The organism is Enterovirga rhinocerotis, assembly GCF_004363955.1.
Taxonomy (GTDB): domain Bacteria; phylum Pseudomonadota; class Alphaproteobacteria; order Rhizobiales; family Beijerinckiaceae; genus Enterovirga; species Enterovirga rhinocerotis.
On record NZ_SNZR01000018.1, the window covers coordinates 106186 to 132667 of the forward strand.

Below are 26482 nucleotides of genomic sequence, written 5' to 3' on the forward strand. Positions count from 1 at the left end.
CCTTATCCGGTCCCGATCCCCCTCCCGGTGTGACGATTGTCCTTCCTGACCGATCTCGTCGGCGGCGCCGCCTCAGCCGCCCATTCCCTCCGATCGGCGGGACAGGACCTGTTCCAGCCGGCGCTCCGGCTTGGCGTCACCGGGCTGTCGCGTTCGGGGAAGACGGTCTTCACGACAGCGCTCGTCCATCATCTCATCCGCCATTCGCCTCTGCCGGCCTTCACGCCGGCCGCCGAGGGCCGCATCCGCCGCGCCCGGCTCGCGCCTCAGCCCGACGACGACGTGCCGCGCTTCCCGGTCGAGCAGCATCTCGCCCGCATCGTGGACGACCGGGCCTGGCCGGCCTCGACCAACCGCATCGCCCAATTGCGGCTCGACATCGACTTCGAGCGCAAGGCCGGCTGGCGCAGCGGGCCGTCGAACCTCACCCTCGACATCGTCGATTATCCCGGCGAATGGCTGCTCGACCTCGCCCTCCTCGACCAGAGCTATGCGGAGTGGTCGCGGGAGACGATCGCGGCGAGCCGGCGGCCCACGCGCACCCGACTGGCGGCCCCGTGGCTCGCGGCTCTCGCGGCGAACGATCCGGCCGGACCCGCCGACGAGGACGGCGCGGCCCGCCTTGCCGAGAGCTTCAGGGCCTATCTCCTGGCCCTCCGCGCCCAGCCCGAAGCCGTGGTCACGACGCCGCCCGGCCGCTTCCTCATGCCGGGCGATCTCGCCGGCTCGCCGGCCCTCACCTTCGCGCCGCTCGATCTCGCGCAGGACGGGCCACCGGGCTCCGGCACGCTCGCCGCGCTGATGGAGCGGCGCTACGAATCCTACAAATCGCGGGTCGTCGGTCCCTTCTTCCGCGACCATTTCCAGCGCATCGAACGCCAGATCGTCCTCGTCGACGTGCTCTCCGCCATCGATGCGGGCCCCGAGGCCCTCGCCGAACTCGAGACAGCGCTCGACCGGGTGCTGCTCGCCTTCAATGCGGGGCGGAACGGCTTCTTCTCGCGGCTCTTCTCGCCGCGCGCCGACCGAGTCCTGTTCGCCGCGACCAAGGCCGACCACATCCACCATACGAGCCACGACCGGCTGGAGCGGATGCTGCGCCTTCTCGTCTCGCGCGCGGTCCGGCGGACGGAGGCGGCGGGGGCGAAGGTCGGCAGCGTCGCCCTCGCCTCGGTCCGGGCGACGCGCGAGACGACGGTGCTCGAGGGCCGCACGACGCTCCGCGCCGTTGCCGGCACGCCGGAGGCCGGAGAGCGGATCGGGGACGAGATCTTCGACGGCGAGGCCGAGGCCGCCATCTTTCCCGGCGAGCTGCCCGAGGATCCGGAGGCCGTCTTCCACGGCGAGGTCCAGCCCGGCTCGCTCCGCTTTCCGCGGTTCAGGCCGCCCCTCGTCCGCGCGGACGCCGCCGGCCGGGCCGGCCTCCTGCCTCATATCCGGCTCGACCGGGCTCTCGACTTCCTGATCGGCGACCGCCTCTCGTGACGAACGCAGCATGACCAACCGTCCCCGCGCCTTCCGGCTCGACGCGCCGGGCACCGTCACCGTCACGCCCGAGACTCCGAGTGCGACGCAGGAGGCCGCGCGCGTCCTCGTCACGCAGGAGCCGATGGACGCGATCGAAGCGGCGGACGGGGTTCCGGTCCTGCCCCCGCCCCGCCGGCAATCGCGCTGGGGCACCCTGTTCTTCGCGGCCTTGTCGGGCCTCGTCAGCCTCGGGATCGGCGTCGCGATCCACAAGCTCGTCGTCGATCTGTTCCAGACCTCGCCTTGGCTCGGCTGGCTGGCCGTCGTCTTCACCGCCCTCGCCTGCCTCTCGCTCGCGGTGATCGCGCTCCGCGAGATCGGCGGCGTCCTGCGCGAGCGCAAGATCGAGGAGTTGCGCCGAAGGGCGCAGGACGCCCTCGCCCTGCGCGACGGCGAGGCGGCAAAATCCGTCGCCCGCGACCTCGCCAGGAGCCTCGACGGGCGCGTGCCGCGCGGCTCCGGCCCGAGCGTGGCCTCGGTCGAGGACGAGATCATGGAGGCGGACGACCGCCTCGCCCTCGCCGAGCGCACGCTCCTCGCCCCGCTCGACGAGGCGGCGACGCGGGCGGTCGCCGCCTCCGCGCGGCAGGTCTCGCTCGTCACCGCGATCAGCCCGCGCGCGCTGATCGACCTCGCCTTCGTCGTCTATGCCAATGCGCGTCTCCTGCGCCGCATCGCGCAGATCTATAGCGGCCGGCCGGGCTTCCTCGGCTTCCTGCGGCTCTTCCGGGCGGCCATCAACCACCTCGCCGTGACGGGCGGCGCCGCGATCGGCGACGGGATCGTGCAGCAGGTCCTCGGCCACAGCGTCGCGGCCCGCATCTCGGCGCGGCTCGGAGAGGGCGTGCTGAACGGGCTCATGACCGCCCGGTTCGGGCTCGCGGCCATCGAGGTCTGCCGCCCCCTCCCCTATATCCGCGAGACGCCGCCGAAACTCGCCGACGTCGCCGGGGATCTGCTCACGCGGGAGACGGGCGGAGAGGATGGCCGGCGGGCCGCACAAACGTAACGCGGGCACATCGAAGGCGTGGGGTGGTCGCGTGCTATCCCAGCAGAATCTTCGCGACCACTCCCAGCCCTGCGGCAAGCGCAGTGACGAAGCCGCAGATCATGACCACACCTTTGAGAATCTCGTGCTTGATCTCTGACCGAAGAGACGTCCGGGTATGAGCGATTTTGGCGCTCAGGCTCTCGATGTCAGCCTTGGTGGCGACTTCCGCCAAAATGAAGGTGCGGGCCGCAGTGGCATGAGCCTCGGCCTGCCGGCGCTCGACGCCGGCGTCCTCTAAGGCGCGAGCGTAACCGAGAGTATCGAACGCGTATGCGTGTCCCATCGCCAAGCCTATAGCACAGTTCCAGCAAGCTGAGATCAGCCTTCAAAAGCATCCTTAAGTTGTAGCTGAAGCGGCCGGGGGCAGGCAAATTCTGCCGGCCTGCCGGATCGTTCCGACCGGGCAGCGACGTCAGGTCGTCAGGACGGCGAGTGATTTCAACGCGTTAACCATGGCATAGCGGTTGCTCCTCCCTCGCCATTCGGTTTGGGCCCGCGCATCCTCGCGCCGGGCGGAGGGTTCTGCGTCATGGGTGTCCTGAATGCGATGCTGACGGCGGTCACCGGTCTCTCGGCGCAGTCCTATGCGCTCGAGAACATCTCGGGGAACATCGCCAATTCACAGACGGTCGGGTACAAGCGGGTCGATACCAGCTTCGTCGACATGATCCCCGAATCCTCGCAGCCGCGGCGCGAGAACGCAGGATCGGTCGCAGCCTATTCCCGGCTCACGAACACGCTGCAGGGCTCCCTCCAGACCACCGGCATCACCACGAACCTCGCCATCAACGGCGGCGGCTATTTCGTCGTGCGGGACAACAAGGGCTCCGCCAGCAACCCCACCTTCTCCGGTCAGGACCTCTATACCCGCCGCGGGGATTTCGGCCCCGATGCGAACGGCTATCTGGTCAACGGAGCCGGGAAATACCTGATCGGCTCGACTCCGGGCAAAACCGCCGGACCGATCCAGATCGACACGAAGCCGGTCCCGGCCAAGCTCACGAGTTCGATCGCCTACCAGGCCAATCTCCCCTCCTATCCCAAGACGACGGCTGCCGATCCGAGCGTCCCGGGCTCCGAACTTCTGAGTGCGACACTGGCGGGGAGCGCGACGATCTCGGCCAACGACCGGACAGCCTTCGAGGATCAGTCGATCCCGGGCGGCGAAGTCACCGTCTACGACGCGTCCGGGAGCCCCGTCGTGCTCCAGACGCGCTGGGCGAAGGTCGATTCCTCCGCCTCGGGCGGGACCGATACCTGGCAGCTCTATTACAAGGGCAACGAGACCGCGACAGGAACGGGCGCCGTCTACGCGCAGATCGGCAGCGGCTTCAGCTTCACGCCCGCGGGGACGCTGACCTCGGCGAACTCGGCCTCCATCGCCAATCTGTCCGTCAACGGCACGACGGTCGGCCCCGTGACCCTCGGCTTCGGGAGCGGTCAACTCACCCAATACGGCGATGCGAACGGCCTCGCCTCGAACGTCGACATCGACCAGAACGGATATGCCACCGGATCGCTGAGCTCGATCTCGGTGTCCTCGGAAGGCCAGATCGTCGGCAATTACTCGAACGGCCAGGTTTCGACGCTCGCCCAGGTCCAGGTCGCCCATTTCCAGGCCGACGACGCGCTGAAGCGCATGGACGGTGGCACCTATGCCCAGACCGTCGCCTCCGGATCGCCGTCCTACGGCCTGCAGGGTTCGAGCCTCACCTCGGGCTCGGTCGAAACCTCCAACACGGACATCGCCGAGGAATTCTCGAAGATGATCGTCACCCAGCAGGCCTATTCCGCCAATACCCGCGTGATCTCGACCGCGCAGCAGATGCTGCAGGACGTGATCAACGTCATCCGCTGACGATCGCGGATAGCGGTTCAAGCCGATGAGCATCGCCTCCGCCATCCAGTTGTCCCTCTCGGGATTACGGGCGACGCAGGCCGGCCTCGACATCGTCTCGCAGAACGTCGCGAATGCCGGCACGGTCGGCTATACGCGGCGCACCCTCGCGACCGAGGCGCTGGTCGCGGGCGGGCGGACGGTCGGCGTCGACGTCAAGGGTGCGAGCCGGACGCTCGACACGCTGGTTCAGCGCCAGCTCCGGCTCGAACAGGCGGGCGCGGCCTATGCCTCGACCCGGGCCTCTGTGCACACGACGCTCGATCGGGTCTTCGACAGGCCAGGCGGCGTCGGCTCCCTGCCGACGCTGCTCTCGACCTTCACCGGAAAGCTCGCCGCGCTCGCGAACAATCCCTCGTCCAGCGTCTCGCAATCGGAGATCCTCGCCGCCGCCTCCGACCTCGCCGGCTCGCTGAACGCGCTCTCCGACCAGGTCCAGGCCATGCGCCAGGATACGGAGGATGCGATCGGGGCAGCGGTTTCGAAGGCGGACGGCCTCCTGAAGCGCATCGCCGACCTCAACGGCCGCATCGTCGGCCACAACACCGCCGCGCTCCAGGACCAGCGCGACGCGCTCGTCGACCAGCTCTCGACCCTGATCGACGTCAAGGCGACAATCTCGGCGACCGGGGCCGTCTCCCTCTCGACCACGGGCGGCCTCACGCTGGTCAACGGCACTGTTGCGACGGGTCTCGGCTTCGAGGCGCATAATATCGGACCGGCAAGCCGATACGATTCCGATCCGGCGCTCCGCGGCGTCGGCACGATCACGGCGACCGACGCCACCGGCGCGAAACGTGACGTCATCGCCTCGGGGCTGATCCGGTCCGGCGAGATCGCGGCTCATCTCGACATCCGCGACACCGTGCTGGTCCAGGCCCAGACCCAGCTCGACGAGCTCGCGGCGGGCCTCGCCTCCGCCCTGTCCGACAAGACGATCGCCGGCACGGCCGCGACCTCCGGCGCGCAGAGCGGCTTCGATCTCGATCTCGGCGCGCTCCAGGCCGGCAACCGCATCACCGTCTCCGTCACCGATCCCGGAGGAGCGACGCGCAATCTCGTCTTCGCCCGCACCGACAGCGCGGCCGCGACGGCTGCGGCCGGCGAGGCCGGGTTGATCGGGATCGATTTCTCCGGCGGCTTCGCCTCGGTGGCGAGCCAGATCCAGACCGCGCTCGGCGGCGCCTACACGGTCTCGAACCCGTCGGGCTCGACCATCCGCCTCCTGAACAACGGGGCGACGTCCAGCGTCGATGCGGCCTCCGCCACCGCCACCGTGAGCGGCCTTTCGACGGGCGATCCCGAGCTTCCGCTCTTCGTCGATGGCCCGACGGGCGCCCTCTATACCGGCTCCTTCGAGGGCTCCTCGCAACTCGCGGGGCTCGCCGGCCGCATCGCGGTCAACCAGGCGGTCAAGAACGCGCCGTCCGCTCTCACCTCCTACGGCCCGAGCGTGCCGGCCGGGGATGCGACGCGTCCGCTCCTCCTCTTCGATCGCCTGACCAAGACCGAGCGCAGCTTCGCGGGCGCGGCGGGCATCGGCGGCTCCGCCTCGCCCTGGAGCGGCAGCGTCGTCGGCTTCGCCTCCGCCGTGATCGCGACCCAGGCCTCCGAGGCGAATTCCGCCGCCAATCTCGATGCCGGCCAGCAGGTCGTGCTGAACGCGATCCAGGGCCGCTATGCCGAGCAGGCGGGCGTCGATATCGACACCGAACTCACCCAGCTCATCCAGTTGCAGACCGCCTATGGCGCCAATGCCCGGCTCCTCACGGCCGCGCGCGAGATGATGGACACGCTGCTCAGGATCGCCGGATGAGCATCACCGCCTACGGCAGCGGCGCCCTCGCCGCCCGGCATGCGGAGACGAGCTTCCGCTCGCTCAAGACGAGCCTCGCCGATCTCCAGGCCCAGCTCACGACGGGCCAGAAGGCCTCGAGCCATGCCGAGCTCGGCGCCTCCGCGATCAAGAGCCTTTCCGGGCGGGCCACCCTCGCGACCCTCGAGGCCTACGCCACGAACGTGTCCGACGCGACCTTCCGCGTGAAGCTGATGGCGACCGGCATCGAGCAGATCGCCAGGATCGGCAGCAGCCTGACCGTCAGCCTGCCGACCTCCCTCAACGCGCCGCCGATCGGCCAGACGAGCGCCATCGCCTCGGCGGAGGACGGGCTGAAGCAGGTCATCGACATCCTCAATTCCGACATCGCCGGCCGGGCGCTGTTCGGCGGGCGCGACGCGAGCGGCGAGCCGGTCGAGGGCTACGATCTCATCCTGAACGGCGATGCCGGCCGGGCCGGCCTCAGGCAGATGATCGCCGAACGCAAGGAGGCCGATCTCGGGGCGGACGGCCTCGGCCGCCTCGTCATCCAGAACACGGCGAGCGGGATCCGCATCCAGGAGGAAGCCGCGGGGCTTCCCTTCGGCATGAAGATCGCGGCAGCGTCCGCGTCCGGATCGGGTCTCGCCGCGAGTAGTTCCGCCGGCCCGCCGCCGATCGCGGATTTCGCTGCCACCGCCCAGCCGGAGCCCGGCGGCACGATCGCGCTGACGCTCTCGCTGCCCGACGGCAGCACGACGACCGTGACGCTGAAGGCGCTGACGCAGCCCTCGACGGATGGCAGCCCGGGCTTCGTCATCGGCGCGACGCTCGCCGACACCCAGGCCAATCTGCGCGCGGCGCTGCGGGACGCCGTCGCGACGACCGCTTCGACCAGCCTCGCTTCCGCCTCGAGCCTCGCCGCCTCGACGGCCTTCTTCGCCGGCTCGCCCTCCCATCCTCCGATGCGCATTGCAGGGCCGCCCTACGCGACCGCGACGGCGATTGTGGCCGGCACAGCCTCCGATACCGTGATCTGGTACAAGGGCGACGACGGCGCGGGCTCGGCGCGCGAGACGGCGCCAGTGCGCACGGGCGACGGCACCTCGGTCGCGATCGGCGCGCGCGCCGACGAGCCCGCCTTTCGCAAGGTCCTCGCGGCTTTGGGCGCGCTGGCCGCCAACGCCTTCCCGGAAGGGGATGCGACAGCGACGGCGCGCTACGCGGCGCTGGCCGAACGCGTCTCGGGCTCGCTCGCGGACGATGCCGGGATCCGGGGCATCGCGACGGATTTCGCCATCGCGTCGAAGGACCTCGCATCGGCGACCGACAGGCTCGGCGCCGCCAAGGCGCAGGTCCGGGACATGCTGTCCGGGATCGAGGATGCCGATCCGAACGAGGTCGCGATGGCTCTGCTTGCCACCCAGACGCGCCTCCAGGCGAGCTATCAGGTGACGTCCGCGCTCTCGCGCCTCTCCCTCGTCGAGTTCATCTGACGACGGGCCTCCTCACCCGCCATGCTCCGCCTTGATGGCGGCCCGGTCCGGCACGCCAGACCCGATGAGCGGCATCGTGCCCACGAAGACGATGGATTTCGGCCGCTTGTAGCGGGCGATGCGCTCGCCGACGAAGGCGATGAGATCCTCCGCCGTCACCTCCGTTCCGAGCTTCGGCATGCAGACCGCGCGCACCGCCTCGCCCCAGCGCGGATCGGGCACGCCGAAGACGACCGCCTCGGCGATGGCGGGATGGGCGCGGAGCGCGCGCTCGACCTCGGCCGGATAGACGTTCTCCCCGCCCGTCTTGATCAGCTCCTTTGCCGGCGAGCGGCCGGCATAGACGAGATAGCCGGCCTCGTCGAAGCGGCCGAGATCGCCCGTGTGATGCCAGCCGCCGCGGAAGGTCCAGGCCGTCTCCTCGGGGAGGTTCCAATAGCCCTGGAAGACGAGCGGGCCGCGCACCGCGATCTCGCCCACCGTGCCGGGCGGCACCGGGCGATCGTCCTCGTCGAGGATGGCGAGGCGCGCGAGCGGCGTCGGCCGCCCGGCCGTTCCGGGACGCTCGCGATGTTTCGAGAAGGACACGTAGCCCGAGGTCTCCGACTGACCGTAACCCGACCAGAACGACGCGTTCGGGCAGGCGCCCTCGAACCGGGCGATCGTCTCGGGCGAATCGAGCCCCCACACGGCCTTGAGGCTCCCGAGGGGTGAGGACGCAGCCTCGGCCGCGTCGAGGATCTGGCCGAGGATCGGCGCGAATTCGCACATCACGCTCCCGCGCTCCTCCGCGACGAGGCGCGCGGCCTCCGCCGCATCGAAGCGGCGCATGATCACGCTCGTCCCGCCGGCCTGGGCCAAGGCGAGGGCGAGACCGAGCCCCGAGACGTGGAACAGCGGCAGGACGCCAAGCGCGACGTCATCCGGGCCGAGCTGCCAGGCGGCTGCGAGCTGCAGATTATGCGCGATCAGGTTTGCGTGGGTGAGCACGGCTCCGCGCGGCTTCCCCTCGACAGCGGCGGTGTGGATGATGACGAGCGGATCGTCGCTGCCCGGCTCGTCGCCGGGCTCGTCCGGCATCGGGCCTCCCTCGAGGAGGTCGGCGAACGGACGGTAGGGCTCGGCCGCCGCATCGAGGGCGAACCAGCCCTTCACGCCGGCCTGTGCCGCCTGGGCCGGGGCGAGAAGCGGCACGGATTCGCCGTCGGCGATCACGATGGCGGGCGCGACGTCGGCGACGATCGCCGCCACCTCCTCCGCTCCGAGACGCCAGTTGACCGGAACGAGAACGGCCCCGAGCCGCGCCGCAGCGTTGAGCACGTCGAGGAATTCCGGCCGGTTCTGGGACACGAGCGCGACCCGGTCCCCCCGTGCCAGTCCGGCCCGCGCGAGCCCCGCGGCGAGGCGTTCGGCCCGCTCGGCCATGTCGCGATGCGCGATGCGTCGCCCCTCGAAGATCAGGGCGGTGTCGTCCGGCCTCTCCTGCGCGTTCCGGCGGAGGACGTCGAACCAGGTCAGATCCCGCAAGCCCATCGCGCGCGTCCCTCCCACGAGCACAACGGCCGGCCGCCCGGCGCAGTCGCTCGTCCTGTCAAAGACATGAACGCCCGGATGGTCCCGTGCAAGAAGCCCGCGCAACAACCGGATGACCGGCGGCCGCGTTTCCGCTATCGATCCGAACCCGCCCCGTCGGCGCGGGCCTGTAGCTCAATGGTTAGAGCCGGCCGCTCATAACGGTCTGGTTGCAGGTTCGAGTCCTGCCGGGCCCACCACGCGATCTCTCGATGTTACGCCGTCTGCCAGCGCGCCCAGGCATGCGGACTTCGCCAGTGCGTGCCCGTGATGGCGAGGCGACTTCCGAGAGGCCGCGATAAGTCTCGCCGCTCCAGGCGAGCCGTCTTCACTGCCATCACGTGCCGATGAGCAGGACCGCGCACGGGCACGTGATGCGATCGAAGCCGTATCCGACCTGATCGATCGAGGTGTCTAGCTCCGGTATTCGGGCTCCTCGCGATCGAGCGTGCGGCGCAGGCTCGCGAGATGGAGGCGAGCCGATTCCGCGTCGCCCTCCCGCATCTGCCGGGCCGTCGCCTCGGCGATCTCCTGCGAGACCGGGATGATCGGGCGCCCCGTCGCGAGGGCGAGGCACTGCACCTCGCAGGCGCGCTCCAGGTAATAGAGATCGTCCCAGGCCTCGGCGATCGTGCCGCCGAGCACCATGACGCCGTGGTGCTTCATGAAGACGATGTCAGCATCGCCGACCGAGGCCGCGATGCGGTCGCCTTCGCGCTCGTCGAGGGCGAGACCGTTATAGTCGCGGTCGACGACGGTCCGGCCGTAGAACTTCAGCGCCGTCTGGCCGGCATAGACGAGCGGCTCGCCCTCCACCATCGTCAGCGCCGTCGCGTAGGGCATGTGCGTGTGGAACGCGACGCGCGCACGCGGCACGTTCCTGTGCACGCGCGCATGGATGTAGAAGGCCGTCGCCTCGGGTTCGCCCTCGCCGTCGACGACGTTGCCGTGGAAATCGCAGACGAGGAGCGACGACGCCGTGACCTCCCGGAAGGCGTAGCCATAGGGGTTCACGAGGAAGAGCTCGTCATGGCCGGGCACCATGGCCGAGAAATGGTTGCAGATGCCCTCGTGCATGCCGAGCCGATCGGCGAAGCGGAAGCAGGCGGCGAGGTCGGCCCGCGCCTGCATCACCTCCTCGCTGTCGAGCGCCGGTCGGTTGGGCCGCTCGGTCGCGGCCGGAGGCTGGGGATCGCGGTTCAGGGAATGGGCCATGACGCTCAGGGGGCTGGAGGGGGAGACGGCGCGATGACGCCCATGGGCGAGCCGTTGGTGAGGTACGAGAGCACCATATCGACGATATGCGCCCGGCGCCGCGCCAGGTTCTCCGGCGCCTTGAGGTCGCGCTCGAACAGCATCGACAGCGTGAAGCGGTTCGACAGGTAGAAATAGCCGAGGCCCGACATCGAGATGTAGAGTTCCGCGGGATCGATCCCCGACCGGAAGACGCCCGTCTTCTCGCCTTCGTCGAGGATCGTCCGGAGCGTGTCCGAGAGCCGGTTGTAGAGGGCGCGGATGATCGGCGACTTCGCCAGATGCCGGCCGCGATGCAGGTTCTCGGTGTTCAGCATCACGATGACGTCGGGCTCGTCGATGAAGACCTGGAAGGTGCTCTCGCAGAGCCGCCGCATCGCCTCGACGGGATCGAGCCCGGCCAGGGGCACGTCGCCCTGACGCCGGCGCAAGGTCTCGTATGTGCGCTCGAGGACCCGGATGTAGAGGTCCTCCTTCGAGCCGAAGTGATGGTAGAGCAGGTTCTTGCTGACCTTGGCCCGGGCCGTGATGGCATCGACCCGCGCACCGTCGTAGCCGCGGCGGGCGAACTCGGCCTGGGCGGCGGCGAGGATGCGGTCCTGGGTGCCGATCGAATCGCGCTTGCGCGGCGTTGTGGCCACGAGATCCTTCTGAGTGTCGACGACGGCGTGCACCGCCAGCCTCAGGCCGCTTTAGCGCGAGCACGGGCTCCGACGAAAGGCGCGCAGCGCTCCACTGCGATCCGCGTCGTCTCGTGCCCGTCGCGCAACCACCAATCGAGCTTCGAGAAGATCTCGATCTCGAAGGGCCCATCGTAGCCGATCCGGTCCAGAACCGCCCGATACCCGGCGATGTCGATGATGCCGTCCCCCACCATGCCGCGGTCCTGATAGAGGTCGCGTGTCGGGACCAGCCAGTCGCAGAGATGGAAGGTCAGGATGCGGTCCGGACCGGCGCGTTCGAGGCCGCTCACGAAGTCGGGATCCCACCAGGAATGGTAGACATCCGCGACGATGCCGGTGCCCTCGCCGAGCGTCTCGCAGAGCGAGAGGCAATGCGCGAAGGTCGAGAGGCAGGAGCGGTCGGCCGCGTACATCGGGTGGAGCGGCTCGAGGCCGAGGGCGATTCCGGCGGAACGAGCATGAGGCAGAAGCTCGCCGAGCGCGTCCGCCACGCGTGCGCGTGCCGATGCGAGGTCGCGCTCGCCGGCCGCGAGGCCGCCCGGCACGACGACGAGCGTCCGAGCGCCGAGTTCCGCCGCCATGTCGAGGCGACGCCGGTTCTCGTCCAGAGCCGCACGGTAGACGACCGGGTCGGTCAGGTTCACCCACGCCGTGGTGCACAGGCAGGGCACGAACAGGCCGGCATCGCGGATCATCCGCGAGGCCGCGGCGATCCCGGCATCGTCGACATACTGCACCCACGCGCCGATGCCGGCGACGCCTGCGCGCGCATAGCCGTCGACGGCCTGGGCCAGGGTCCAGTCGCGCGTCGTGATCTGGTTGACCGCGAAGCGCGAGAGATCCGGCGCCGCGGCGCTCATGCCGCGCCCCTCGCCTCGCCCCGCAGGCCGGCCGTCGCGGAGGCATCGACCGCCCCGTCCCGGATGACGACCCCGAAGCACTCGCGGGCGAATTCGACCGATACCTTGCCGTCGAGCACGTCCTCGAACACGCGGGCGGGATCGCGCTCGAAGGGCTGACCGTAGCCGCCGCTGCCGGCCTGCTCGTGGCGGATCACGTCGCCCTTGCGGACCGTCCGCGTGACCTTGCTCGCCAGCACCTCGTCGGCACCCGTCGCCGCCGTGGTCAGGACGTTGCGCGAGGGCAGTCCGGCCTCGCCGCCGAAGAGGCCGTAGGGCCTCGTCGCGTATCGGTCCGTGCGCAGTTGCATGACCGCCTCGTCGGCGAGCAGCCGATATTGGCGCACGACCCCGATCCCGCCCCGGTTGCGGCCCGCGCCGCCGGAATCCGGCCGCAGCGCGTATTCGTCGATCATGAGGGGATAGGTCGCCTCCATGATCTCGACCGGCATGTTCGACATGTTCTGCGACGGGTTGGTGATCGCGTCGATGCCGTCCTTCGTCGCCCGGGCGCCGAGGGCGCCGTTGATCATGTCCACGACGATGAAGGGCTCGCGCGTTTCCTTGTCGTAGCCGCCGAGGCAGACGACGGAGTTCCCGCCCTCCCCTGCCGCCGAGACGCGCTCGGGCACGATCTGCGCGAGGGCTCCGAGCACGGTGTCCACGATGCGGTAGCCGGTCAGCGCGCGGGCCGCGACGGGCGCGGGGAAGTTCGGATTGAGGAGGGTGCCCTTCGGCGCCTCGATCGCGATGCAGCGATAGAGGCCGGCATTGTTCGGCACGTCCGCGTCGAGCGTGCAGCGCACGGCGAGGTAGGTCGCCGATTTCACGAAGGAGAGCGTCGAGTTGATGGCGCCCCGCACCTGCGGCGAGGACCCGGCGAAATCGACGATCAGGCCGTCGCCCTTCACCGTCACCGCGACCTGGATGGGGATGGGGGCCTCGTCGAACCCGTCGCCGTCGATATAGTCCGTGAAGTGCCAGGTGCCGTCCGGCCACGCGGCGAAGGCCTTGCGGCTCAGGCGCTCGCCGTAATCGAGGAACTCTTCGAGGAAGGCTTCCAACTGCTCGATGCCGTATTTCTCGACGAGGCGAAGCAATTCGCGCTCCCCCAGCGCGCAGGTCGCGAGCTGGGCGTCGAGATCGCCGACGACGAGGTCGGGCAGGCGCACGTTCTTCGTGATGATGTCGAAGAGCGTCTTGTTGCGCACGCCCTTGTCGAAGAGCTTCAGCGGCGGGATGCGCAGGCCTTCCTGGAAGATCTCCGTCGAGTCGCTCGCATTCGAGCCCGGCACACGCCCACCGACGTCGCAATGGTGGCAGATCACCACCGAGAAGCCGACATGCCGGCTTCCGGCGAAGATCGGCTTGAACATGAAGATGTCCGGCAGATGCATGCCGCCGTCATAGGGGTCGTTGAAGATGATGACGTCGTCGGGATGGAGATCGTCGCCGTAATGGCGCAGGAGCGATTCCATCGCATCCGGCACGGCACCGAGATGCAGGGCCACGGTCTTGGCCTGAGCCAGGATGCGGCCCTTCGCGTCGCACATGGTCGTCGAGTAATCGAGCACGTCGCGCACGATCGGCGAGCGCGCCGTCCGCATGACCGTGTAGGCCATGTCGTCGACGATGGATTCGAGGGCGCTCTTCAGCACCGCGAAGGTGATCGGATCGATCGGCTTCGTCATCACAGGCTCCCCTCGGCCAGCGTGATCAGGAGATTGCCGCGCGGGTCGGTCGTCGCGGCCGCATCGGGCGGAACGAGGACCGTCGAGTCCGCGCCCTGGAGAATGGCGGGACCCTCGATCCGGCCGCGCACGGACGCGCGATCGAGGATCGGCGTCTCGATCCAGCCGCGCTCCGTCCCGAAATAGACCGCCCGGCGCTCGGCCGCGGCAGCCGTCGGGGCCGTCTCGTCCTGCTCGTGCCGGAAATCGAGCTTGCCCGGCCTGAGGCCCCGCCCCACGAGCCGCAGGCTGACGGTCTCGATGACGTCGTCGGAGGCGTAGGAGTAGATGGCGCCGTAGGCGGCAAGGAAGGCCGCGCGCAGGCTGGCCGCGTCGTCCGCGTCGCCGAAGGGCACCGCGAGCGACATTTCCTGACCGCGGAAGCGCATGTCGAGTTCGGGCTGGAGGCTGATCGCCTCGGGCGCGACGCCCTCCCCGAGCAACCGCTCGCGCGCTTCGGCCGCGAGCTCTGCGACGATCGCCTTCGCCGCAGCGAGGTCGATCCCGTCGAGCCGGCCGGCGAGCGGGCGGATGAGGTAGTGCTCGACATCGCCGGCGAGCATTCCCATCGCGGTGAAGACGCCGGGCGAGGCCGGCACCAGCACCCGTGGCATCGACAGGAGCCGCGCGATGTCGACGGCATGGACGGGCCCCGACCCTCCGATCGCGACCAGCGTGAAGTCGCGCGGATCGACCCCCCGCTCGACGGTCACGGCCCGGATGGCGCGGGCCATGTTGGAATTGACCACCTCGCGCACGCCGTAGGCCGCCGTCGCGACATCGAGGCCGAAGGGCTCGGCGAGGTCGCGCGCGATGACCGCCTCCGCCTTCTCGCGAGACAGCGTCCGCGAGCCGCCTGCCAGCGTGTCGGGCAGGTAGCCGAGAAAGAGATTGGCGTCGGTCACGGTCGGCCGGTCGCCGCCGATGCCGTAGCAGGCGGGGCCGGGATCGGCGCCGGCCGAGACCGGGCCGACCTTCATCAGGCCGCCCTCGTCGACATGGGCGATCGAGCCCGCGCCGCTGCCGACCTCGGCGACGTCGACGGTCGGCACGCTCATCATGTAGCCGCCCGCCTTGATGAAGCGACTCGGCGTCGAGATGCCCGCGCGGAATTCGTATTCCGAGACGCGCATCAGGTTGCCGCCCTGGATCAGGGAGGCGGAGGCGGTGGTGCCGCCCATGTCGAAGACGACGAGATCGCCCTCCCCCAGCGCCTCGCCGAGGCGCCCTCCCCCGACGACGCCGGCGGCGCGGCCCGAGGAGATGAAGAAGACCGGCTTCGCGCGGGCGGTCTCGGACGATGCCAGAGCGCCGTTGGAATTGCAGACGAGGAGCGGCGCCGAGATCCCGATCGAGGCGAGCCCTTCCTCGAGCCGCGTGAGATAGGCCTCCAGCACCGGCCGCACATAGGCATTCACGACGGTCGTCGAGCTGCGCTCGTATTCCTTCGCCTCCGGCAGGACCGACACCGACGTCGTGACCTGAAGCTCGGGCACATGCCGGGCCAGAAGTTCCTCGGCACGCAGTTCGTGCACCGGATTGCGATAGGAGTTGAGGAAGCAGATCGCGACCGACCGGATGCCGGCCGCCGACAGCGTGCGCCCCGCCTCGACGACCTCGGCCTCGTCGAGCGGCGCATGGATGTCGCCGGCCGCGGTGACGCGCTCCGTGACCTCCAGACGGTGACGGCGCGGCACGAGCGGAAGCGGCTTCTCCCATTGCAGATCGAACATGCCGGGAGTCCTCAGGCGCCCGATCTCGAGGACGTCGCGGAAGCCGCGCGTCGTGATCAGGCCCGTGGGGGCGCCGACCTTCTGCAGCAGGGTGTTCGATCCGACGGTCGTGCCGTGGACCACTTCCGCAACCTCGCGAGCCGCAATCCCGGCCTCGGCCAGGATCTCCCGGACCCCCGTCAGCACGGCCTCCTCGGGAGCCGCAGGCGTCGACGACACCTTCCGCTGGAAGGTCCGAGCCGCGGCATCCGTGAGCACGAGATCGGTGAACGTCCCTCCGATATCGACGCCGATCCGGACCGCACCCCTCGCTCCGACCATGAAGCCATCTCCTGCTTATTGAACTGATTGGTTAGTTATAGCCGGAAGCCCCGTCAAGCCGGAGACGCGACGCCATCGTAGGCAGATGCCGACAAAAGATTGGGCTTGCGCGATCAATTGGACCAGTTAGTCTACAGCGAAGAAAAAGGAGGGGATCATGCAGCCAACCCGTCACTGGATTCGAGCCCTGCGCGCGGCAGGCGTCGGGCTCGCCGTCGCCGCCCTATCCGCCATCCCGGCCACCGCTCAGGAGAAGCTGACGGTCAGGCTCGATTTCTCGCCCTGGGGCGTCCATGCGGGAATGCACCTCGCCAAGGAGAAGGGGTGGTTCAAGGAGGCCGGCCTCGACGTCGAGGTGCAGGACGGGCGCGGCTCCGGCAACACCCTCCAGTTGGTCAATGCGGGCCAGGCCGATGTCGGCCAGATCCAGCTCGGCCTCCTGCCGCAGGCCCGCGCGAACGGCGCGCAGTTGAAGGGCTTCGCGGGTTTCGGCCGCCGCACCGATCTCGCCGTGCTGGTGGACAAGGATTCGCCGATCCAGAAGGTCTCGGACTTCGCCGGGAAGACGCTGGTCGTCTTCGCCGCGAGCCCCTGGGCGCCCTATATCGATCACTGGCTCAAGCAGGGCGGCCTCGACCGCACCAAGACGACGATCACGTTCGTCGATCCCGCCGCTCTCTGGGGCACGTACACCGCCAAGCGCGCCGACGGCCTGATGTCGACCGAGCCCTCCGCCGTGCCGGTCGCCGCGGCGACGCGTCCCTCGAAGGCGATCCTCGCCGAGGATGCCGGCATCGCCTATCCGAGCTACGGCCTCGTCGCGACCGAGAAGACGATCGCAGCGAAGAAGGAAGCTCTGTCGAAGCTGGTCGAGATCCAGCAGAAGGCCTGGGCGTATATGCGCGACGGCAAGATCGAGGAGGGGGTGGACGCCATCGTCAAGCAGCGCCCCGACGCCAAGCTGGACCGCAAAGCCCTCGCCGAGCAGATCCGGCTCACGATCGCCTTCTTCGACACGCCCGCGACGAAGGGCAAGCCGATCGGGTGGCAGGCTGAATCCGACTGGGAGGTCGCGCTCAAGGGCCTCGAGGCGGCCGGCGCCGTGAAGCCGGGCTGGAAGGTCTCGGACTACTACACCAACGACCTCGTCAAGTAAGAACGAGCAGGAAGAGCCCCGCATGAGGACGGCCCTCGCCCCGAATCCCGCCATCTCGCCCGCAACCGATCCCGCGATGACGACGACCGAACCGGCAGCCGCCTCTCAGATGCCGGGCCGCGCCACGGCCCCAGCCTATGTCTCCATCGAGGGGGTCGGGAAATCCTATGGTTCGCGCCACGGCGCGGTCCATGCTTTGGCCGGGATCGATCTCGAGGTCCGGGAGGGCGAGTTCCTCTCGATCCTCGGGCCGAGCGGCTGCGGAAAGTCGACGCTGCTCAAGTGCATCGGCGGGCTGGAGCGCGTCACGAAGGGGTCCCTCGCCGTGCGGGGGCAGCCGCTGAGCGGCCCGCCTGCAAAGGCCGGCATGGTCTTCCAGCGCGACGTCCTGCTCGATTGGCGCACCATTCTCGACAACGTGCTGATCACGGCCGAATTCCTCGGCCAGAGCCGGGAGGCCCTGAAGCCGCGCGCGCTACAACTGCTGCAACGCTTCGGTCTGTCCGGCTTCGAGAACCGCCACCCTTGGGAATTGTCGGGCGGCATGCGCCAGCGCGCCTCCATCTGCCGCGCGCTCCTCTGCGATCCGGAATTGCTGCTGATGGACGAGCCCTTCGGGGCGCTCGACGCGATGACGCGCGACGACCTCAATCTCGAACTCGCGCGCATCTGGCAGGATACGCGCAAGACGGTCGTCTTCGTCACCCACGGCATCGCCGAGGCGATCTTCCTCTCCGACCGCGTCGTGATGATGGACCGCAATCCGGGCCGCATCGTCGAGGTGATGGAGATCGACCTGCCGCGTCCGCGCACGCTCGCCATGCGGGAGACGCCTGAATTCGGGCGCTACGTCGCCCATATCCGCCACCTGTTCGCCGGGCTCGGCATCCTGAAGGAAGGCTGAGCGATGCGCTCGACCCTGCACGAGATCGCCTCCGTCCTCGGCGTCATCGCGGCCGCGATGGTGCTGTGGGAGATCGGCGTCTGGATCCTGAAGCCGCCGCCGATCATCCTGCCGGCCCCGAGCGTCATCTTCGCCGAGTTCCTTCAGGCGCCGTCCTATTTCCTGCGCCAGACCGCCTACACGATCTACACGACGCTCGCCGGCTTCGGGCTCGCGGCGGTCCTCGGCCTCGTCCTCGCCATCGGCATCGTGCATTCGCGCCTGCTGGAGAAGACGGTCTATACGCTCCTCGTCGCGCTGAATTCCGTGCCGAAGGTCGCGCTCGCGCCGCTCTTTGTCATCTGGATGGGAACCGGCATCGAGCCGAAGATCGCCATCGCGCTGATGCTCGCCCTCTTCTCTGTGGTCATCGACGCCGTCCTCGGACTGCGCTCCGTCGATCCCGACATGCTGAACCTCGCCCGCATCAGCCGCGCCAGCCAGTTCGCGATCCTGCGCAAGATCAGGCTTCCGAACGCCCTCCCCAGCATCTTCGCGGGGCTCAAGGTCGCGATCTCCTTCGCCCTCGTCGGCGCCATCGTCGGCGAGTTCGTCGCCGGCTCCGAGGGGCTCGGCTTCGCGATCCTGACCGCGCAGGGCCAGTTCGACACCCCGCGCGTCTTCGTCTGCCTGCTGCTGCTCGGCCTTCTCGGCACGGTGCTCTTCTACCTCGTCGAAGGCGCCGAGCGCATCTCGCTTCCCTGGCACGTCTCCCAGCGCGGCCACGCGTCCGGCCACTGAGAACAAGAGGCCCCGGCCGCGAAACAACGCGGCGTCGTGCATGCAGCTGGAGCCTCCGTCTCTGGAGGAGACCGACCGCGCCTTCAGCCAGGATCGATGCCTGAGGTGCTACAGCCGCACGGATATGGCTCGCCTGGAGATCGTTCTATTCCGAATGGGTCGCGTCGACGCGACCCACCAGCGCAACTGAATTCCTCAAAGATGCAGAACGCGATCGTGCAGAGAGGATAGGCGAGCAGACGTCATCAGAGATATGATGCTGCATTCATTGAGCCCGTTGGCCATGGCGCCATACATCTGGCCCTCGGCAAGCTCATCCAGTCCGGTCGTCGCCTCGTCGAGGATCAAAAGATCCGGCTGCACGATGAGCGCTCGCGCGAAGGCCAGGCGTTGGCGTTCGCCGGTCGACAACGTATCCCGCCATTCCAGGCTATCGAGAGCGCTCCGCAAGCGTTCGAGCCCGACCGCTTCAAGCGCCTTGTCCAGAGCACTCTCGGGAACAGCGGCGGTGGCACCTGGATAAGAGAGCACCGATCGGAGGCTGCCGAGAGGCAGGTAAGGCCGCTCCGACAAGATCAGCATGTTCGAGGCGGACGAGCGTATTTCGCCTCGCCAGCGCGGAGCAATGCCGGCCCAGGCTCGAACGAGGCTCGTCTTGCCGCTGCCCGACGGGCCGACGATCAGGATGCGCTCCCCTGGCCCTACCGACACGGATTCGAGACGAGCCAGAACCTGTCCGCGCTCGTCGAAGACCTCGAGATCCTTCGATTGAAGACGCGCATGTCCTTCGGCTCGCCTCGGCAAAGCCGCGGTCCGCATCCCGACGCTCGCGCGTTCGAAGCCCCCAAGCCGCTCCGTCGCCGCGGCAAGCTCCGCAATCCTCGGATACACGGTCACGAAATAGGACAGCGCGTTGCGCACCTCGTTGAAGGCCGAGCCGGCCTGCATGAGCGCTCCGAACGCCATGCCCCCCGCAAAATAGAGCGGGCTCATCACGAGATAGGGAAAGAACAGCGCGTAGTGGCGATACGTGCCGGTGAAAATGCCGAGCAGGGCGCTGCGCGCGATGAGCCGGTACCAGTTGCGCACGAGCTCGGCGAAACGCTCCGACAGGATCCGACGCTCCGCCGCCTCGCCCCGCGCGAGCGCGATGGGTTCTCGGTGGTCGCGCGCATGCACGAGCGCATAGCGAAAGTCCGCCTCTCGCCGCTCCTGCCAGAAATTCAGGGGGATCAGATGGCGGCCAATGGCGTGGGTCAGCCATGTCCCCACGGCTGCATAGAGAATGGCGGCCCAGAGAAGATAGCCAGGCACCTCATAACGGGCACCGAATGCGATGAGCGGCACGCTGGCCGAGAGGCCCCAAAGGATGACGGCGAACGAGGCCAGGGAGGCCAGGCTGCCGACCAGTCCGGTCGTGAGACCGATCACGTGCGTCGCGAAGAGCCTCGTATCCTCCGCGACGCGCTGATCAGGGTTGTCGGTCGCGCCGTCCATTCCGGAGCGAGGGCGGGCGCCCTCGCGAAGCCAGTTGCCGAGCAGCCGTTCGGTGAGAAAGGAACGCCATCGAATGAGCAGCCACTGCGTCAGGTATTGCTGTGCGACGGTCAGCCCGATCAGGGCGACGCCGATGGCGCTGTAGACCCAGAACTGGAGAACGAAGCGGTCCCAGTCGCGATCCTGAAGCGCCTGGAAGAAGTCGTTGCGCCACAGGTTGGTGCGGACCGCGACGGCGACCAGGCCGAGTTGGCAGCCGATCACGGCCGCGGCGAGTGGCACGGCGACCCATGCGGAGGCTCCGCGAAAGAACGGCACCGCAAGCGCGAAGGCATCGGAAAGGTCGCGCCGCAGGGAACTCCTCGATACGGAACTCACTGCGCGGCCCTTCGGGCCATGACCTCGGCGGCGCGCCGCGGCGGCAACGGACAGGCCGCGCATAACCGTCCCTCGGGCACCAGGAAGCGCATGCAGCACACCCGCCGGACACGGCGCCCGTCGATCATCCGGATCGGCTCGAAGAGAGGATTCCGATCCTGGGCGATCGTTCGGCTGGCTAGAAGCAGCCTTGCATCATGGTAGGCGAGACGGGTTTCAGCCCAGGGTGCGCACTTCCTCAGGAAAGCATCGAAGGTGTTGCCGGCGTTGCTCCATACGACCCGGCGCGAGACGCCGCCGCGTCGCGCGACGAGTTCGACGAATGGTGCGATATGATCGCGGATCAGCGGCTCGAAGCGTGCCGGGCCGCGCTCGACCGACAGGTCGCGAAGCCCCCCCTGAACCCTGACGGCTTCCACCCGGTGATCGTCGGCGACGATGAAGCGGAGCGCGTCGAGCCGCAGATCGGGCTCTGCGTCCGCGAAGAGATTGAGGCCGAGGATCCCCGGAAGGACGGCAGTGAAGTACCACGCCGACCAGATTGCGACGACCGCCCGCGGATCGGTCTCGCCATAGCGCTCGTCGAAGCGCTCGGTCATCGCCTTCTTGTGCGCGTCCGAGAGGAGGTCGGACTCCGCCCGATCGGCGCGCGGGTCGTCTGGATCGCAGACCCCGCCCGCGAAAGGCAGGAGCTCGGGCGGCATTGCCGCCCGAGCCAGCTCTGCGGGGGAGCAAGCGTGAGACGCCATGGGCGACCTACCAGCGGACCCGCAACGTGCCCAGAACCGTCCTGCTCTCGCCGTACAGGCAAGTCGAGGAGGAATCGCAATACGAAACGTAGCGCTCATCGGCGATGTTGCGCGCCGTGACCGAGACGTCCCAGCCGCTCAGGGCCGCGTAGGCCTTGGACAGGTCGTAGCGGATCGCGGCATCGTAGAGCGTATAGCTCGGCACCTTGAAGCTGTTGGTCACGTCACCGAACGTGCTGCCGACATGGCGGATGCCGCCGCCGATCGAGAGGCCCGCGAGCGGTCCCGCCGGGATGCGATAGTTGATCCAACCGGAGAACATCTCCTTTGGCACGCCGGGCGGCGCCTTGCGGAGATTGTTGGTCGTCGACTTCGTGTTGATGATGTCGAGATTGGTGTAGGCGAGCGTGAGATCGAAGTCGCGCGCGAAGGTCGCCTTCGCCTCGAGTTCGTAGCCCTGGGATCGGGCTTCGCCCGTCTGGATCGCATAGCCGCGATTGACGGGATCGGACGTCCTGACGTTCTGCTGGGTGATGTCGAAGACCGCTGCCGTCAGCAGGATCCTGTAGCCGGGTGGAGCATACTTGATGCCCCCCTCGAGCTGCTGCGCCGTGATCGGCTTGAAGACATTGCCGTGAAAGTCCGTTCCTGTCAGCGGAAAGAAAGATTCCGAATAGCTGACGTACGGAGCGAAGCCGCTCTCGAAGTTATAAATCGCGCCTATGGAGGGCGATAAGGCGTCGTTGCGCTGACGGGTCTTCAGCCCGGCGAACTGATCGGTCTGGCCCATCCGGGCGCGGTTGTGGTTGATGAGGCTCAACCAGTCCTGACGCGCTCCCACCACGACGGAGAGATTGCCGATCTTCATCTGATCCTGAACGTAGATGCCCGTCTGGATCTGGTCCTGATTGCGCTTCTGCGCGAGCCTCGGCACGCCGGTCGCCGGTGCGCCATAGGACGGCGCGAAAACGTCGAGACTGGTCGCCGGCATGGTCCCGGCGCCCTGGTAATTCGGGATGTAGGCATAATCGAGCCCGACCAGAACCTTGTGGCTGATCGGACCCGTATCGAACTTGACCTCCAGCGAGCTGTCCGACTGGAGCATGTTGATGGAATAGTCGGCGAGGAAGGCTTGGCGCTGCAGATTGCGCCCGCCCACGAGAGGGCGACCGGTCGCCTGAATGTCCTGCGCATGAATGTCGTAGTAGCTGTAGCGCAGATTGTGCCGCAGCTTGATGCTGTCGTTGAAGGCGTGTTCGAACTCGTAACCGATCCGGACCGTGGTCTTGGAGGAGTTCTGGAAGGCGGGATCGCCGAGGAACATATCGCGGCGGATGCGCCCCAGAGCCGTCGGGTTGATGGTGCCATCGGCCGGCAAGGTCTGCGCGAGTGAGAGATTGGGATCGTATTGATAGCTCGCGAGGACCGTGAAGCTCGTCGCTCCGTCCGGCTTCCACGTGAAGGCGGGCGCGATATAGGCGCGCTGATCCTTCGTGAACTCGACCTGCCCATCCGCGAGCCGGCCGAGACCGGTGAGGCGATAGAAGAACGTGCCGTCGTTGCCGGCCGGGCCTCCGAAATCGAAACCGGCCTGGATGCGGTTGCGGTTGCCGGTCTGGATGAAGACCTCGTTGAAGGGCGTCTCCGTCGGGCGCTTGCTGATGTAGTTGAACAGACCGCCGGGGCTTCCCTGGCCGAAGAGCAACGAGGACGGTCCTTTGATCACCTCGATCCGCTCGAGTCCATAAACCTCCGTCCCCCAGTTGCTGTCATGCAGCTTGAGGCCGTCGAGATACTGATACGCCAGGAAACCACGGATGTGAGGATATTGGCGCGTCAGGCTCGAGCGCTCCTGGAACGTGCTGCTGACGCCGGCCGTGTAGCCGACCGCTTCCTGGGTCGTCTGGTCGCCGCGAGCCTCAATCTCGTCGGCCGTGATCACCGACACCGAGCGAGGCGTCTCCAGGATCGGCGTATCGGTCTTGGTCGCGCCGATCGCCGTCCGGGCCACGAAACCGTCGACACGGGAGGTTGCCGTTTCGGGGCGTGTCCCTTCCCCGCCCGGTCTGGCGGGCGGCTGAATGCCGATGTCGGCGCGGCCGGAACGGCTCTGTTGAACGGGGCCTGAGCGCTGAGCACCTCGTGCCGGGCGCAGCGCCGGGGCGCTTGCGGTCGGCACCGCCGTGCGACGAGGAGCCTGGGCCGGCGGCGATTGGACGACGATCGGTGGCAAGGAGCCATCGGGCACGGTCGCCGGCTGTGCGTTGCCGGCGGAGGTGCTGGCGAACAGGGCGATGACGGACAAGGACCCAAGGGCCGACAGACGGCCATCATGACGGGACAAAGGAGACCTCGGAGACGCGAGTGGCACGTCACCGCGAACGCAGCCTCCCCGTCGCCTGATCGGCGTGCAGGTCGCCTACCATCGGAATCCCCCGTCCGACGTTATCGCGCGTGACCACGGCCGACGGCAGGTCTCCTGGCTTGCGGGTCGCTATATCTCGTCGCCTTCCCAGGTCGAGGACCCAGTGGCATTTTGACGAGAGACTCGCCGCTTACAGTTGCGGGGGCAGCCGCGGAATCGGGCGAGCCCTCACCGCATTCCCTTTTGATTCCCTCTCAGGAACCGTCCGCCGCTAAAGCTCCGGGATTCCCGGCACGGTCAATCACGAAATTGCCAGACGATTGCCACAATCAATGGCCGTTGCATTCGGGACACGCGCAGGTCTCCGGATGACGAGGCGACCTCACCCTGTGCCTTCGACCTGCTGCTGGGTCAGCCCATCCGGTGATGGATCGGTCACTCTGACGTCGTGTGTTCCAACCCGTCAGTGGCGTGATGGAACAATGCTTCCAGACCGCGGTCCCAGTATGGGTCCGGTCCTATTCGCTCGACCATCCAGTCGATGAACGCCCGCACCTTCGGCGCGAGCTCTCGCGAACTGGGGTAGAGCGCCCATAGTGTTTGCGTGGAGACGAGCGGAAATTCGGGAAGCGCCGGCACAAGCGCGCCGCTTCGAAGCTCGTCGGCTGCGCACCAGGTCGCCATCCACGCGATGCCGAGCCCGGCGCAGGCCGCATCCCGCACCGCCGCTCCGTCATTGATGCGCAACGCGGGCACGATTTTCCGGACGATCGGCTTCCGCTCCGCGTCCAGAAACGTCCAGAGGTCGAGAGTCCCGACGACCAGACAGGTGTGCCGGGTCAGATCGTCGGGCGTCTTCGGCCGTCCGTGCTGCCTGAGGTATTCGGGCGACGCGACCAGAACGCGCCGATCCGGGGCGAGGCGCCGCGCGATGAAGGAGGAGTCGCCGAGTTCGGTGTAGCGGACGGCCACGTCGAACGCGCCCTCGACGAGGTCGACCACGCTGTCGGAGATGCGAAAATCGAGCGCGAGGTCAGGGTAGCGACCGCAGAAATCCGGCAGGCCCGGCACGATGTGCATGCGCGCGAACGAGGCCGGGGCGGCCACCCGGAGCGTGCCGCGCGGCGCAGCCCGCTCGTGCCCCAGCGCCGCCTGGGCCGCATCGGCCGCGGCGAGGACGTTCTCCGCATGCGGAAAGAAGGCGAGGCCATCGACCGTCAACGTCGCCTGGCGCGTCGTTCGATGGAGAAGCCGGGCGCCCAACCGGCTCTCGAACGCCGCGAGCCGCGCACTCGCGCCAGCCGGGGTCAAGTTCAGATCACGGGCCGCCGCACTGATGCTTCCCAGCTGAGCGATCCGTGTGAACAGCTTCAGGTCGTTGATGTCCACGGATCGTCTTCAATATTTCATTGAAGCTGATCCTAATTTCTAGCTGCTACCGGGTGCAATCCCGAAATGTCAGATGGACGACATCACGGCGGTGCCGCGAGGTTGCCGATCCGAGCAGGAGATGCTCATGCGCGCTCAGATCATCGAGGCCTTCGGCGAGACCGACGTTTTCCGGCTCACGTCGCGACCGGAGCCCCTCCCCGGGCCCGGCGAGGTCGTCGTGGCGCTCGCCGCCACGAGCATCAACCCAGTCGATTACAAGCTCCGCCGCTACGGCCCGTCGATCGCACCGGCGCTGCCTGCCATCCTCGGCTGCGACGTGGCCGGAACCGTGGTCGCCGTCGGTGCCGGCGTCGCTGACTTCAAAGCCGGCGACGAGGTCTATGGCTGCGCAGGGGGCGTTGCCGGCGTGAGCGGTGGGTCATATGCCGAGTTCATCGCGGCCGACGCACGCCTGCTGGCGCACAAGCCCTCAAGCCTCACGATGCGCGAGGCCGCTGCGCTGCCGCTCGTCACGATCACGGCCTGGGAGGCCCTCGACCGAGCCGGTGTCGGCGCGGGTACGAGCGTCGTCATCCATGGCGGTGCTGGAGGCGTCGGACATATCGCCATCCAACTCGCCAAGGCGCGGGGCGCCACGGTCTTCGCGACCGTCTCCTCCGACGAAAAGGCTGCGATCGCCGAGCGCCTCGGCGCCGATCACGTGATCAACTACCGGGTGGAGGGTGTCGCAGACTACGTCGCGCGCCTCACCGGCGGCCGAGGCTTCGACGTCGTGTTCGACGCGACGGGCGGCGACGACATCGCGACGTCCTTCGCCGCGGCCCGGCTGAACGGCCACGTGGTGACGATCGTCTCGCAATACGACGCGGATCTCTCGCCCATGCACACCAAGGGCCTGAGCCTCCACGTGGTGTTCATGCTGATCCCGATGCTCCACGACATCGGCCGCGAGGCGCATGGCCGCCTGCTGCGCAGGGCGGCAGCGCTCGCGGAGACGGGCAAGCTCCGGCCGCTCATCGACCCCGAGACCTTCGCGCTCGAAGACCTGCCCCGTGCACACCAGAAGGCCGAGGCCGGGCGGGCACTGGGCAAGATCGTCGTCACCATCGCGACCGGCTGATCCTCTCGGAGATGCCGCGCGTGCCCCCCGCGGGCAAGCTGCCGCCGCACCTATCCCGGCGAAGCCCAGACCTGCCGCCCGGTCGGCACGCTTCGCCCGCTTTCGGAGACCGCCGAGCCGAACGGCTCGCCTGCCTACAGAAGGAGAAACAGATGCCCGGGA

20 protein-coding genes, 1 tRNA gene and 1 riboswitch are annotated in these 26482 nt (G+C 68.3%); of the genes, 10 read left to right on the forward strand and 11 right to left on the reverse strand.

The features are described from left to right. Positions 1-45: 45 nt before the first annotated feature. Both EV668_RS23530 and EV668_RS23535 read left to right on the forward strand, forming a co-directional pair. Positions 46-1485: a YcjX family GTP-binding protein gene (locus EV668_RS23530; RefSeq protein WP_245513432.1), complete on the forward strand. Its 1440-nt coding sequence runs from the start codon at positions 46-48 to the stop codon at positions 1483-1485. A 10-nt stretch (positions 1486-1495) separates the two neighbouring features. Then, positions 1496-2536, forward strand: coding sequence for a YcjF family protein (locus EV668_RS23535; protein ID WP_133774837.1), 1041 nt, complete (start codon positions 1496-1498; stop codon positions 2534-2536). A 34-nt stretch (positions 2537-2570) separates the two neighbouring features. On the opposite strand, the gene EV668_RS23540 is transcribed toward EV668_RS23535, so the two are convergent. After that, positions 2571-2861, reverse strand: a complete 291-nt coding sequence (locus tag EV668_RS23540; protein WP_245513434.1) for a CCDC90 family protein — start codon at positions 2859-2861, stop codon at positions 2571-2573. A 246-nt stretch (positions 2862-3107) separates the two neighbouring features. Between EV668_RS23540 and EV668_RS23545 the strand changes: the two genes are divergently transcribed. From EV668_RS23545 to EV668_RS23555, 3 genes are read left to right on the forward strand one after another with little or no spacing between them, the layout of a single operon-like run. Then, complete coding sequence (locus EV668_RS23545; protein WP_133774841.1) at positions 3108-4436, forward strand: flagellar hook protein FlgE; 1329 nt, start codon at positions 3108-3110, stop codon at positions 4434-4436. Between the two features lie 25 nt (positions 4437-4461). Next, positions 4462-6291, forward strand: coding sequence for a flagellar hook-associated protein FlgK (flgK, locus tag EV668_RS23550; RefSeq protein WP_133774843.1), 1830 nt, complete (start codon positions 4462-4464; stop codon positions 6289-6291). Next, positions 6288-7787, forward strand: coding sequence for a flagellin (locus EV668_RS23555; protein WP_133774845.1), 1500 nt, complete (start codon positions 6288-6290; stop codon positions 7785-7787). Before flgK ends, EV668_RS23555 begins: the two co-directional genes overlap by 4 nt. Before the next feature lie 12 nt (positions 7788-7799). On the opposite strand, the gene EV668_RS23560 is transcribed toward EV668_RS23555, so the two are convergent. Then, positions 7800-9320, reverse strand: a complete 1521-nt coding sequence (locus EV668_RS23560) for an AMP-binding protein (protein ID WP_133774847.1) — start codon at positions 9318-9320, stop codon at positions 7800-7802. A gap of 163 nt (positions 9321-9483) precedes the next feature. On the opposite strand from EV668_RS23560, the gene EV668_RS23565 reads away from it, so the two are divergent. Next, a tRNA-Ile gene (locus EV668_RS23565) sits at positions 9484-9559 on the forward strand. A 214-nt stretch (positions 9560-9773) separates the two neighbouring features. Here the strand turns inward: EV668_RS23565 and EV668_RS23570 are convergent. The 5 genes from EV668_RS23570 to EV668_RS23590 are packed head-to-tail and all read right to left on the reverse strand — an operon-like array spanning position 9774 to position 15979. Then, on the reverse strand, positions 9774-10574 hold the full coding sequence (locus EV668_RS23570) for an aldolase (protein ID WP_133774849.1): 801 nt from the start codon (positions 10572-10574) through the stop codon (positions 9774-9776). A gap of 5 nt (positions 10575-10579) precedes the next feature. Further along, entirely contained in the window at positions 10580-11254 is a 675-nt protein-coding gene (locus EV668_RS23575) for a TetR/AcrR family transcriptional regulator (protein WP_245513399.1), read from the reverse strand. 41 nt (positions 11255-11295) lie between these two features. Beyond that, complete coding sequence (locus EV668_RS23580) at positions 11296-12156, reverse strand: sugar phosphate isomerase/epimerase family protein (protein ID WP_133774854.1); 861 nt, start codon at positions 12154-12156, stop codon at positions 11296-11298. Beyond that, complete coding sequence (locus EV668_RS23585; protein ID WP_133774856.1) at positions 12153-13886, reverse strand: hydantoinase B/oxoprolinase family protein; 1734 nt, start codon at positions 13884-13886, stop codon at positions 12153-12155. Before EV668_RS23585 ends, EV668_RS23580 begins: the two co-directional genes overlap by 4 nt. Next, the gene (locus EV668_RS23590; RefSeq protein WP_133774858.1) at positions 13886-15979 is read right to left on the reverse strand and encodes a hydantoinase/oxoprolinase family protein; all 2094 of its coding nucleotides are present in this window, start codon (positions 15977-15979) and stop codon (positions 13886-13888) included. Before EV668_RS23590 ends, EV668_RS23585 begins: the two co-directional genes overlap by 1 nt. A gap of 157 nt (positions 15980-16136) precedes the next feature. Here EV668_RS23590 and EV668_RS23595 point away from each other — a divergent pair, with 157 nt between their 5' ends. Genes EV668_RS23595 through EV668_RS23605 form a run of 3 tightly spaced genes read left to right on the forward strand, consistent with a single transcriptional unit; the run spans position 16137 to position 18819 of the window. Beyond that, positions 16137-17135, forward strand: coding sequence for an ABC transporter substrate-binding protein (locus tag EV668_RS23595; protein ID WP_133774860.1), 999 nt, complete (start codon positions 16137-16139; stop codon positions 17133-17135). Between the two features lie 22 nt (positions 17136-17157). Beyond that, positions 17158-18039, forward strand: coding sequence for an ABC transporter ATP-binding protein (locus EV668_RS23600; protein WP_425359652.1), 882 nt, complete (start codon positions 17158-17160; stop codon positions 18037-18039). A gap of 3 nt (positions 18040-18042) precedes the next feature. Then, positions 18043-18819: an ABC transporter permease gene (locus tag EV668_RS23605; protein WP_133774862.1), complete on the forward strand. Its 777-nt coding sequence runs from the start codon at positions 18043-18045 to the stop codon at positions 18817-18819. Positions 18820-19014: 195 nt separating this feature from the next. Here EV668_RS23605 and EV668_RS23610 read toward each other — a convergent pair whose 3' ends face one another. From EV668_RS23610 to EV668_RS23625, 4 genes are all read right to left on the reverse strand, one after another. Continuing rightward, positions 19015-20757 (reverse strand): ABC transporter ATP-binding protein/permease, encoded by a 1743-nt coding sequence (locus EV668_RS23610; RefSeq protein ID WP_133774863.1) that lies wholly within the window; start codon positions 20755-20757, stop codon positions 19015-19017. After that, positions 20691-21398 carry a siderophore-iron reductase FhuF gene (fhuF, locus tag EV668_RS23615; protein ID WP_166652612.1) on the reverse strand — a complete coding sequence of 236 codons (708 nt, stop codon included), beginning with the start codon at positions 21396-21398 and terminating at the stop codon, positions 20691-20693. Before fhuF ends, EV668_RS23610 begins: the two co-directional genes overlap by 67 nt. A 52-nt stretch (positions 21399-21450) precedes the next feature. Beyond that, on the reverse strand, positions 21451-23454 hold the full coding sequence (locus EV668_RS23620) for a TonB-dependent siderophore receptor (RefSeq protein WP_166652613.1): 2004 nt from the start codon (positions 23452-23454) through the stop codon (positions 21451-21453). A 441-nt stretch (positions 23455-23895) separates the two neighbouring features. Then, a riboswitch (cobalamin riboswitch) is annotated at positions 23896-24089 on the reverse strand. Positions 24090-24243: 154 nt separating this feature from the next. Then, on the reverse strand, positions 24244-25197 hold the full coding sequence (locus EV668_RS23625) for a LysR family transcriptional regulator (protein WP_133774870.1): 954 nt from the start codon (positions 25195-25197) through the stop codon (positions 24244-24246). 127 nt (positions 25198-25324) lie between these two features. On the opposite strand from EV668_RS23625, the gene EV668_RS23630 reads away from it, so the two are divergent. Next, a complete protein-coding gene (locus EV668_RS23630; protein ID WP_133774872.1) occupies positions 25325-26320 on the forward strand; it encodes a zinc-dependent alcohol dehydrogenase family protein in 996 nt (331 codons plus the stop codon). Positions 26321-26482 lie beyond the last annotated feature (162 nt).

Excerpts from the sequence above, each read along its gene's own strand:
- EV668_RS23535 (WP_133774837.1), top strand. The coding sequence starts at position 1,496 with ATGACCAACCGTCCCCGCGCCTTCCGGCTCGACGCGCCGGGCACCGTC.
- EV668_RS23540 (WP_245513434.1), bottom strand. The coding sequence starts at position 2,861 with ATGGGACACGCATACGCGTTCGATACTCTCGGTTACGCTCGCGCCTTA.
- EV668_RS23545 (WP_133774841.1), top strand. The coding sequence starts at position 3,108 with ATGGGTGTCCTGAATGCGATGCTGACGGCGGTCACCGGTCTCTCGGCG.
- flgK (WP_133774843.1), top strand. The coding sequence starts at position 4,462 with ATGAGCATCGCCTCCGCCATCCAGTTGTCCCTCTCGGGATTACGGGCG.
- EV668_RS23555 (WP_133774845.1), top strand. The coding sequence starts at position 6,288 with ATGAGCATCACCGCCTACGGCAGCGGCGCCCTCGCCGCCCGGCATGCG.
- EV668_RS23560 (WP_133774847.1), bottom strand. The coding sequence starts at position 9,320 with ATGGGCTTGCGGGATCTGACCTGGTTCGACGTCCTCCGCCGGAACGCG.
- EV668_RS23570 (WP_133774849.1), bottom strand. The coding sequence starts at position 10,574 with ATGGCCCATTCCCTGAACCGCGATCCCCAGCCTCCGGCCGCGACCGAG.
- EV668_RS23580 (WP_133774854.1), bottom strand. The coding sequence starts at position 12,156 with ATGAGCGCCGCGGCGCCGGATCTCTCGCGCTTCGCGGTCAACCAGATC.
- EV668_RS23585 (WP_133774856.1), bottom strand. The coding sequence starts at position 13,886 with ATGACGAAGCCGATCGATCCGATCACCTTCGCGGTGCTGAAGAGCGCC.
- EV668_RS23590 (WP_133774858.1), bottom strand. The coding sequence starts at position 15,979 with ATGGTCGGAGCGAGGGGTGCGGTCCGGATCGGCGTCGATATCGGAGGG.
- EV668_RS23595 (WP_133774860.1), top strand. The coding sequence starts at position 16,137 with ATGCAGCCAACCCGTCACTGGATTCGAGCCCTGCGCGCGGCAGGCGTC.
- EV668_RS23600 (WP_425359652.1), top strand. The coding sequence starts at position 17,158 with ATGAGGACGGCCCTCGCCCCGAATCCCGCCATCTCGCCCGCAACCGAT.
- EV668_RS23605 (WP_133774862.1), top strand. The coding sequence starts at position 18,043 with ATGCGCTCGACCCTGCACGAGATCGCCTCCGTCCTCGGCGTCATCGCG.
- EV668_RS23610 (WP_133774863.1), bottom strand. The coding sequence starts at position 20,757 with ATGCGCGGCCTGTCCGTTGCCGCCGCGGCGCGCCGCCGAGGTCATGGC.
- fhuF (WP_166652612.1), bottom strand. The coding sequence starts at position 21,398 with ATGCCGCCCGAGCTCCTGCCTTTCGCGGGCGGGGTCTGCGATCCAGAC.
- EV668_RS23630 (WP_133774872.1), top strand. The coding sequence starts at position 25,325 with ATGCGCGCTCAGATCATCGAGGCCTTCGGCGAGACCGACGTTTTCCGG.